The 10,400-nt window shown below is 67.0% G+C and carries 4 protein-coding genes and 1 pseudogene; all 5 read right to left on the reverse strand.

Going from position 1 to position 10,400, the window contains the following annotated elements; all coding sequences use genetic code 11:
* Positions 1 to 56 precede the first annotated feature (56 nt).
* Positions 57 to 137, reverse strand: a pseudogene (locus U7114_RS13815) (zinc-ribbon domain-containing protein); the annotation flags it as partial.
* The gene (locus tag U7114_RS13820) at positions 134 to 2,761 is read right to left on the reverse strand and encodes a transglutaminaseTgpA domain-containing protein (protein ID WP_323057659.1); all 2,628 of its coding nucleotides are present in this window, start codon (positions 2,759 to 2,761) and stop codon (positions 134 to 136) included. The pseudogene U7114_RS13815 and the gene U7114_RS13820, both read right to left, overlap by 4 nt.
* Complete coding sequence (locus U7114_RS13825) at positions 2,758 to 4,089, reverse strand: DUF58 domain-containing protein (RefSeq protein ID WP_323057660.1); 1,332 nt, start codon at positions 4,087 to 4,089, stop codon at positions 2,758 to 2,760. Before U7114_RS13825 ends, U7114_RS13820 begins: the two co-directional genes overlap by 4 nt.
* 50 nt (positions 4,090 to 4,139) lie before the next feature.
* A complete protein-coding gene (locus U7114_RS13830; protein ID WP_157238672.1) occupies positions 4,140 to 5,111 on the reverse strand; it encodes an AAA family ATPase in 972 nt (323 codons plus the stop codon).
* A gap of 64 nt (positions 5,112 to 5,175) precedes the next feature.
* On the reverse strand, positions 5,176 to 10,400 hold a 5,225-nt coding region (locus U7114_RS13835; protein ID WP_323057661.1), incomplete at its 5' end, for an Ig-like domain-containing protein.

Genomic DNA, 10,400 nt, shown 5'->3' on the forward strand with positions numbered 1-10,400 from the left:
GCATGGCCGCCGGTGTGCAGGTTGCGGTTGCTGCGCGCCGCCCTGTTGGGCAGGGGCGCTCCGCAGGAGGTGCAGAAGGCCGCACCGGCCCGGATGGAGCGCTGGCAGCGGGGGCATGTCTGGAGTTCCGCGGTCACGGCGCCGGAGGTCCTTGCCTTGGCGGTTCCGGCGCCTGCCGGTCCTGCAGCGGCATTGCCTGCACCGCCGTTGCTTCCGGTGCAGGCGTTGCGGAGTGTTCGCCGTCCGCGCCAGTACGACGGCGGGTGGACGGCCTGAGTGCCGACAGGGCCGGCAAAGCCAGCCGGCCGCGCTGAGCCAGCGGGCTGCGGCGGGCCAGGGCGCCGCGCGCGTCAGCAAGCAGCGACCGCGGGGAGAACCTTGCCTGCTGCCGCTGCCAGAAACCTGCCGTGGAGGTCATCTCCTTCAGCGAGCTGTCCACGATGGTCCAGTACTCCCGCACCTCGTCCTCGCTGGGCTGGCCGGCACCGAAGATCGACGCATCCGCGCGGCGGGCCAGCATCGTGGTGGTACCGCCCGCGGCCGGAAACGCCTCGGCCAGGACCGCGGCGCTTTCGCGGCGGGTGGCCCGGGTGTCGACGGCGGCCCCCATGTCCGTGGCGAGGCTGACCACCTCGCTCCAGCCGCCCCCTACGCGCTGCGCAGGATGGCCTTCGCTGAACCGCGACTTCCGCCGTCGTGATTTCAACAGGACGACCAGCAGCAACGGGAGCGCAAGGACGGACAGCGGTATCAGGGCGATGCCCAGCGCGCCCAACAGGGCGCCCCAGAAGAGCCACGGGTTGTTTTTCTTCTGGTCCGCATCCAGCGCATCGGGCGACGAGTCCGGCGGCAGGTCCGCGGGTTCCTGCGGCGGGGGCGGCGGCTGCAGCACCTGCGGCTTGGGCTTGGATTTGTTTTCCGGGTCCGGCGGGATGGGAATGTTGTCCTTGGGCGGCGTCGGATCGAAACTTACCCAGCCCACCCGTTCAAAGGCCACTTCCACCCAGGCGTGCACGTCCTTGCCGGTGATCTTGACTTCGCCTGCCCCGTTTTCCGGACTGGTGGGTTCGGGGTAGAAGCCCATCACCACGCGGGACGGGATGCCCAGGTGGCGGAGCATGAGGGACATGGCCACCGCGTACTGCTCGTCGTCGCCCAGCATCTGCTTGGCCGTGAGGAGATTCCTGATCCGGGCAGAACCGTGGCCGGACACACTCGGGAGCTGGCCTTCGCTGACCAGCCCGTTGCTGAATGCCCCGGTTTTCTGGAAATGCGCCTCAATCTGCCGGACCCGGTCGATGGCGGTGGGGGCGTCAGTGGACAGGTCATTGGCCTGCGACCCCACCACCGGGGGCACTTCCGTGGCGTCGGGCAGGGACAGTTTCGCGAAGTCGTACTGCGCCAGCTGCCCGTGTTCGAGTTTCACGGGATCCGAAACCTGGACCTTGTAGGAATCTCCGCGGGAGAGCCCGTTGGTGGTGACGGCGGTATCCGTGCCGGCATTGAAGTAGAGGCCGGACGCCGCGGCCGAGGCGCTGTCATCAAAGCTCAGCCCCGTGGTTTTACGCCCGCCGGGCACGAAGAATCCCTGGTAGTCCTCAACCGTGATGCTGATGGCGTAGTCCTTGGTGGGAACAACACCGGAGGTGTCCGCCAGGGTGTTGATCGACTCGGTATCGCCGACCTTGCTGAAGTTTCCCGAGCCGTTGGGGTCCATGGTGTAGTTGGTTCCGTTGAAGGCGTCCAGGGCCCCCAGCCGGACCCGGCCATCACGGGGAAGGCCCTTGACCACAAAGAGGGTGTCGTCCTTCTTGTCCTTGACGAACGTGCGGAAGCTGGCCAGTGGCGTGATGTAGTCCTTGGGGTCGAACGGCGGGACCACCACGTTCCGGAGGACCTTCCGGTCATTGCCCGCGGTGACCAGCGGCGCCGAAAGCGCCGTAACGGCCACGCTGACGGCGATGACGCCGGCGGCCATTCCCAGCCTCCGGATCTTCGCCCGCTGCGCGGTGGCGGTATCCGTCTGCGGATTGTTGACGGATACCTTTCGCGTGGAGTTCTTCCTGAGGGCGTCCCGGCGGAAGGTGGCCCAGGCGATGCCCAGGACCGTCAGGCCGATGCCGCGTTCGAGGGTGAGGAACGCGGCGTTGGTGCTGAAGGCGATCCCGGTAACGAACAGGACCAGCACCGGCAGGAGCGGAAAGTAGGGGCTTCGAAGGCGCCACGTCAGGACACCGGCCGCCAGGGCGGTGACCAGGGAGCTCAGGAAGGGAACAATCAGCACGCCGCCTGCCGTGCCCACGGGGACACCGACCGTCAGCATGTCCTTCCAGGCGAACACCACCCCCAGGAGGAGGGTCCGGAGTGAGTCAAGGGTGGGGACAAAACCTGCGATTGCCGCGTCGGGCACCGCCAGCAACGTGCCGAGGACCAGGTAGGCGCCAAGGGCAACCGCAGTGGTGATGAGCAGTCCGAGCCGCAGGTGCGCGTTGAGCGCGCCGATGGCCAGGCCCAGGAGGATGCCGCCGAAGCCGGAGAACAGGTAGTACGGGTCGCCGCCGAAGCTGAGGCCGAAGCCGAGCAGGCCAAGCCCCAGCAGGACCGTCAGCGCGCCGGCGTCGAGCACGAAGTGCCAGGCCGGCTGGCCGTCGGCGAAGGCGGAGGCCTGGTTACGGCCGCTGCCGGACGCACCGCGGTTGGTGCCGGTTGGTTCGCTGCGCGGGCGCGTGCTGCGCGGGCGCATGCCTTCCGTGGAGGTCATGCTGCGGCCTTTCTCAGCACAATGGCAAGGTCGTTCAGGTCGCCGAGCGTCAGCACGGTGAGGTCTGCGATGTTGGCGCGGCCGGGCGAAGCGCCGGCTTCCACCCGCACCGCGAGGCTGCGGACGCCGGGCGGCACGGACGCGGCCGCGGAGCGCAGCTGGGTGGCCGTCACGTTGCTGCCTACCACGAGGAAAACCACGGAGGCGTTGGGGACGGTGTCCGCAAGGGTCCTGGCGAGGTCGACGGCGGTCCGCCGCATGGGAGCTCCCACAATCCTGGTCATGTCATCGAGCATGTTCCGCCCGGTTTCACAGCGGAGCGGGCCTTTCTGGGTCAGGACGTCCAGCTCACGCTGCTCGCGGATGGCCTGCCGGCCGATCGATGCGGCTGCGGAGATGGCCATCTCGAATTCGGCTTCGGAGGCGTATTCGTCCGTGTTGATGGACAGCGAGATGGCCAGGTGGGCCCGGCGTGTTTCCTCGAATTGGCGCACCATGAGCTTGTTGGTCCGCGCGGTGGTTTTCCAGTGGATGTGCCGGCGGTCATCCCCCGGCACGTAGTCGCGAAGCGCATGGAAGGACACGTCCGCACTGGACAGGTCCGTGGTGGGCATTCCTTCCAGGTCGCGGATAAAGCCGGCGGCCGAACCGGCCAGGGCCACCGTGCGCGGATGGACGAAAAGGTCTTCCGGTTCGGTCCACAGGACCTGGCGGCGCAGCAGGTGCAGCGGGTCTGCCCGGACCGACCGGACAGGTCCGACGACGATCACGGCACGGCGGGCGGTGGGAATGGTGAAGAGGTCCTCGTGCACCTGCTGCGGCTTCATGCGGGGCAGGTGGAACACAGCCGTGACGCTGCCCACCGGAAGTTCCAGTGCTGCCGGCAGCAGGGGCCGGGCTGATGTGTTGGACACGGCGATGCTGCCAACGGCACTGTCCCCCACGGCCACCCGGGTGCGGGCGAGGTCGAGGAGCACTCCATAGGAAGAGCGGCCCAGGACAAAGGCGCTGGCAATCAGGAACATCACGAACGCCGCGATGGCCGCAGCCTTCGCCTCCTGCCAGCCGAACGCCTGCCCGGTGGTCCAGAGCAGGATGGCGGCGGCCAGGACGGACCAGCCCAGGACGCTGACCACGGACAGCACGGGCCAGGCGTACTTCAGCCATGCAGTCCGGACGGTACGCCAGGCTGGCGCCAGCGCCATGGCTGCAGTGTTCCGCGCCTCGGACCAGACTGCCGACGGGTGCAGCTGCGTGGGCCGGCCATCCCTGTGGAAGGGTTGCTTGAGACGCTCCGCGAGCCGGGTCAACGGGGTGCCGGTGGACATATGTGTGCCTTCGTTGTTGCGTGGACGTGGTGGGGTCCGTGCCGGGACCGTCAAGCGTTGGTGCGCTGCTGGGGAGCCGCGACATCCGCCAGGATCCGTGTCAGCACGGCTTCCGGAGTGGCTCCGGAGAACTCTGCCTCCGGATCCATGACGAAACGGTGGGTCCACACCACCGGGGCCAGTTCCTTGATGTCATCCGGCAGCACGAAGTTCCGCCCCTGCCCGGCCGCCCAGACCTTTGCTGCACGGACCATGGCCAGGGCCCCGCGGACCGAGACGCCCAGTCGGGTTTCGGGGGCGTTGCGGGTCTCCTCGCAGAGCCGCGAGATGTACTCGAGCACGGCCGTGTCCACGTGCACCGTGGCGGCGAGGTCTGCCATATCGGCCACAGCCTGGGTGGTGATGACGGCGGAGAGATCCTGCGACCGGTCCTTCAGGTTGGAGCCGCCCAGCAGCCGGACCGTGGAGGCGTGGTCCGGGTAGCCGATGGAGGTCTTGATCAGGAAGCGGTCCAGCTGTGCCTCCGGCAGGCGGTAGGTGCCTGCCTGCTCGATGGGGTTCTGCGTGGCCATCACCATGAACGGGCGCCCGGCCTCGTAGGTGACGCCGTCAACCGTGACCCGGGACTCCTCCATGACCTCCAGCAGAGCCGACTGGGTCTTCGGCGAAGCACGGTTGATTTCGTCCGCCAGGACGATGTTGTTGAAGATCGGGCCCTTGTGGAACTCGAACTTCTGCGTCTTCTGGTCGTAGATGGTCACACCGGTGACGTCCGAGGGCAGCAGGTCCGGGGTGAACTGGATGCGGTTGTTGGACCCCTGCACCGTGGCGGCCAGGGCCCGGGCCAAGGAGGTCTTACCGGTGCCGGGGGCGTCCTCGAACAGCACATGGCCTTCGGCGAGCATGGCGGTGAAGGTGAGCCGGATGACGTGCTCCTTGCCCAGGACGGCCTGCCCCACATTGGCAACGAGTTTCTCGAAGGTGTCTGCAAACCACGCGGCCTGCTCGATGGTCATGGTCATGATGTACGTCCTTTGGTGAGGCTGCTGGTTAGGCGGGGCGGAAACGGGGGGTGGGCTTGAACGGTCAGCATCGGGGAACGTCCGGACCGCTGATATCGATCGTGGCGCGCTTGACGTACCAGCCGGGCCAGGGGCCGCCATCCATGCGGTACCACTTGTAGTAGCCGGGATCCGACTCTGGCGAACCGTAGATGTTCATCCAGCAGGCGCTGTCGATCCAGCCGTCCGAGAAGGACACCCAGTTGGCGTCGCTGGAACCGCAACGGGCATCGCCGTTGACATTGCTGTATCGGTCTGGAACGCCCGGCTTTCCGGGGCAGCTGTTGACGGTCGAAGCCTCGACCCGGACCTTTGTGGGTGCCGGAGGAGGCGTCGGGTCGGCGCCGGATGTGGAGGTCGCTGGCCCGCCGATGGCGCCGTCCACCACCGTCACGGCACGGACCCGCAGTCTATGGCTCTGGCTCCATCCGCCGGCGCCGGCATCGAAGCTGTTGGCCTTGTTGACGTTCTGCCACGCTCCGCCGTCCATGCTGACCTCGTAATGGCTCAGCGGACGGCCGTTGGTGTTCGGGTTGTTCCAGGTCCAGTGCACCTGGCCATCGCCCTTCGGTGATGTGCCCCCGTTCACGTTGGGTGCATTGGCCGGTCCGTACGGGTTGCCGGCTCCGATGGCCTTGGCGTCACCGGACACGTTGTTCTTGGTGGACGTGGCAATGATGTTGATGGTGATGTCCTGGCCGTTCGGCAGGCCGTTGATGTTGCCGCCGGGGGCACTGATGGGCCCGGCCTGGCCGTTTGAAGCCCGGTAGGAGTAGGCGATCTCGCTCGCCGTGGAGCCGTTGCGCTGGGCTTCCGTCAGGGGCGTGAAGGTGACCTTGAGCTGCCCGCTGTTCCCCGTTTCCGCCACCGTTCCACCGCTGACCTGGCCGGGCTTGCCGGCAGCACGGATGGCCGCTGACTGGGCACTTGTCCCGCTGGTGCCCGCTTTGTTGGTGGCAGACACCGTGAAGGTGTAGTTGGTTTCGGAGTTGTCCACCGTGACGTTCTGCGAGGTACCGGCCACTTGCTGGCTGGACACCACGGCACCGCCGCGGAGGGTGGTCAGGGTGTACGCCGAGACGGCGTCGCCATTGTTGTTCGGCGCAGTCCAGCTCACCTGCAGCTGGCTTTGCGAACCCACCGAACCCGCCTGCGCCGCAGATGGTGCGGCCGGAGTGGCCGGAACGCCCGCCGGAACCATGGCTGCTGAATAGGGGCTCCACTCGGAGGGTTCCTTGGCATCATTGCGCGCCAGGACCCGGACTTTATAGGAGACGCCGTTCTGCAGGCCCTTCCAGACGTAGCTGACGCCCGTCAGGTTTTGGATCTGGGCGTTCTGGCCGGCGGGAGGAGGCGAGATCTCCAGGTCGTAGGACTTCACCGGTGAGCCCTTGCTGGCCGGAGCGGTCCAGTTGACGGACAGCTCCCTGTCACCGAACTTCAGCGACGGTGCCAGCGGGGTATCGGGCTTGACATCAGGACGCACCTCGGCGGACGCAGGCGAGCGGTCGGACTCGCCGAACTCGTTCGTGGCCGTGACCTGGAAATGGTAGTTGGTGTTGTTGACCAGCCCGTTGAGGGTGCAGGTGTTGGCCGGGCAGTCCTGCCGGAAGCCGGACTCTCCGTACACGGTGTATTTAGTGATTGCTGAACCGCGGTCCGCCGGCGCCGTCCAGGTCAGGAGTGCCGTCTGGTCCCCCACGCTCTGCGCCTGCGGGGTGGTGGGGGTTTGGGGTTTGTCCTTGACTGTCAGCCGGACGCGGGCGGTGGCATTGCGGGAGTCATCGCCGGTCTTGTCGGCCACTGTGTAGGACACCACCATGGTGCCGGTGAATCCAGGCGCAGGGGTGACTGTGATGGAATCGCCGTTCACGTCCACGTTGCCGCTGCCGGTTTCCGCAGCGGCCGCAATGATTTTGAGTGCGGTCTCCGGGAACGGGTTGGCATCGTTGGCGAGCACGTTCACCGTCACCGGTTTACCGGCGGCAACGTTGTCCTGCACGTCGTCGTTCGCCACCGGCTTCGGCCGGTTGGAAGCCGTCACCTTCAGCTGGTAGGTGGCCGTGGCTTCGAGCCCGCGGGAATCCCTGGCTTTGACCTGGACGGCGGCCGTCGTCCCGGCCCCGCTCGAGTCTGCCGCGGAAACCTTCAAGGTCTTGCCGTCGATGCCGGCGTTGAAACCGGCAGGCGATCCTCCCACCAGCTCGTACTTCATCTTTTCGACGTCGTCCCGGTCAGGGTCCGCCGTCAGCTTGCCCAGGTCGGTGCTCGCGGAGTCGCCCTTGGGCACGTCCAGGTTTGCGCCCAGCAGTTCCGGAGGGTTGTTCTTGTTCGGATCCGGCAGCACCTTGGTGCGGATGCTGAGGGTGGACTTCAGGCCGGCCGGATCATCCGGGCCGGTCCCGTCGGTCACCTCGAAGGTAAGGGAACCCGGTCCCACGTAGTCCGCGCCGGCGGTGTACTTAAGTCCCGTGCCGTCTCCGGTCATGGGGTCGCTGCCGTCGGCGCCGATGAGCCTGATGCGGTCCGTCTGGGTGAGCCGCGGCGAGCGGCCCTCCCGGACCCTGACCCACTCATCCAGGTCAACATCCACGGACTGGCCGGCAACTACCTCAAGCACTTCGTCCTTGGCCAAGGTGGGCACCTGCTGGCCGAGGCCCGGTACCCAGATCACCGCCGTCGACTTCTGGCCGTCCACATCCTCCACGGTGTAGGGGATGAGCTGGGGCTGCTCAGTCAGGTCCACGATCATGTTGCCGTCCGCCCCGGGCCGGGCGGTGGTGGCTTCGGTGCTGACCTTGAGGTTTTCCCCTACGCCGTCCGGGTCCTCGTCGTTCTTCAGGACAGGGACGTCCACTGCGGTTTTGCCCATGGTCTGCGCGGACGTCACCCTGTCATCACGGGCGATGGGCGCCTTGAGGGGAACCTCGTTGTCCACCACGACGCGGATTGCGGCCTGGGCGGAGGCGTCGCGGTCGTCTGCAATGGTGTAGCGCACGTTGACGGTTCCGGCTTCTGCTGGAGCCAGCAGGATGATCCGGCCGCTCGCTTTGCTTACCGTGGCCTGCAGCGCTGCGTCGGCCTCGATGCCGTCACTGAGGATGCGGATGAGGTCGCCGTCGGGATCGGTGTCGTTGCCGGTAGCGTCGACGGCGATCTGGCGGCCGGGGCGAACCCTCACTTCGTCGTCCACGGGAGTGGGCTTCTGGTTGACCTCGCCGCGCGGGGCGATGCCCACGGTGACGGTTCCGGTGTTGACGGCGCCCTGCCGGTCCACCACCTTATAGCGGAACGTGTCTGTCCCGGCGCCGTTGCCGGCAGCCGTGAAGTCGATGAAGTTGCTGCCCACGGTGGCCATGCCCATCGCGGGCGTACTGTCGATGCCGGTCAGCTGGACGGAGTCGCCGTCGGGATCGATGCCGTCCAGCTGGACGGGAATCCGGACCGTGCCGGCGGCCACTACGCGTGCCGTCAGGTTGCGCGGCTGCGGGCGTGAGTTTTCGGCCCCCTCCAGGGGAAGGATGTGGATGGTCACCGCTGCGGCGCTCTTTTGGCCCTGCGGATCCACGGCGTTGTAGATGGCCCGGACGGTCTTGGGCTGCGGGCCGGCAATGAACCGGAGCGTGTTCTCCGAGACGAAGCTCTTGCCGTCCACGGGATCAACGCCCTGCGGAAGAACCGGGTCCACGGTGAGCTCCTGGCCCTGCGGGTGGGTATCGTTCTCGAGCACCGGGATGGTGACGACGTCGTTGACCCGGACGTTCACTTCGTCGGGCTTGGGCTGGGGTGCTTCCAGGACGGCGGGGGCCGGGACGGGCACCACCGATACGCTGCCGGTGGCCGACTTCTTGCCGTTGGACATGGTGTATTCGAAGAGGACCGGGTCCTTGGTTCCGAGGATGTCGGTAATCCGCAGGACGCTGTGGTTGATCACGCTCACGGATGCGGTCGAATTTTCCGGCAGCTTCACGGACTGCAGCACCAGGACTCCCCCCGAGGGATCGGAGTCGTTGGCCAGCGGGTCCACCAGCACGCTTCCGCCGGTGGGCATGAGCGCGACGTCGTGGACGGCGACGGGGTTGCCGGTTTCATCCCCGGACTCAACGTCAACGCGGATCAGCCCCTGGCTGCTTTGCGGCCCGTTGCTGGCGATGTAGGTGAGGTAGACGGGGCCGGGGGTGGTGCTGCGGAAGGTGAAGGTGCCGCCGTCGGTCACGGGACCCAGCTCGGCGGGGCCGCTGGCCTCCACCTGGGCCAGGCGGAGGGCGCCGCCGTTGGGGTCCACGTCGTTCTTCAGCGGCGAGATGACCAGGTCCTGGCCTGCCACTGCCGTGACGTGGTCGGCGTTGACCACCGGTGCAAGGGCTCCCGGCGGCTGGACGTTGACCACCACTTTTCCGGTGACAGTGGCCCTGCCGTCCCAGATGGTCACCTCCACGGCCTTCTTGCCGGCTGTCGCACCGGAGTCCTGGAAGGTCAGCAGGCCGTCGCGGCGGACTTTGACCTGGTCCTGGTCGTTGTCCGCTTTGGCGTCAAGGAGCACCAGGTCGTCCCCGTCGGGGTCAATCCAGTCGGTAAGGATGTTCTGGCTGACGGTTTTGCCCTGTTCCACGAGCATGGTGGTGTTGTCGCCGCGCTTGAACCGGGGCGGCTTGTTCTCTTCGGGGGCCACCACGCTGAGGGTGACCTGCCCGGTGGCGGAAAGGCCGCGGCCGTCGGAGGCGCTGTAGCTGAATGTTTCCGTTCCGGGCTTCGCGCCGGCCGGAACGGAGATCTGGAAGGCCGTGCCGCCGTAGATGTTCTCAAGGCTGCCGGCCTGGGGTCCGGAATCCCCGACGGCGGCAGTGAGGACATCGCCGTCGGGGTCCGAATCGTTGTCCAGGACGCTGAGGATGGTGGTGCGGCCGGGGCGCACGCCGACGGCGTCGGGCTTGGTTTCCGGCGGACGGTTGGGCTTGGTGCGGTCCGGCAGGACGTTGATGGTGTTGTTGTCCGCGGATTCCTGGTCCTGCTCGTCGGATTCGTTCTTGGGCGGGATGACGTCGTCCCAGTTGTTGACCAGCTGCATGTTCTGGTTCACCAGCCACACATTCCCGGAGTTCACGTCATTCAGGACCACCAGGTCCCGGTTCACCCGGAAGACATACGACGGCGAGGCACTCGCCTTGGGCACGTCAACGTTCTTGTCATCACCATCATTGACACAGTCCCGCACATACTTGTTAGCCCCGGACCACGCCGCATGCACAC

The sequence above is a fragment of the Pseudarthrobacter sp. C1 genome (genome assembly GCF_034720455.1).
Lineage (GTDB): Bacteria > Actinomycetota > Actinomycetes > Actinomycetales > Micrococcaceae > Arthrobacter.

What these genes read in the sequence shown, in the direction of transcription:
- U7114_RS13820 (WP_323057659.1), bottom strand. Translation starts at nt 2,761, where the DNA reads ATGACCTCCACGGAAGGCATGCGCCCGCGCAGCACGCGCCCGCGCAGC.
- U7114_RS13825 (WP_323057660.1), bottom strand. Translation starts at nt 4,089, where the DNA reads ATGTCCACCGGCACCCCGTTGACCCGGCTCGCGGAGCGTCTCAAGCAA.
- U7114_RS13830 (WP_157238672.1), bottom strand. Translation starts at nt 5,111, where the DNA reads ATGACCATGACCATCGAGCAGGCCGCGTGGTTTGCAGACACCTTCGAG.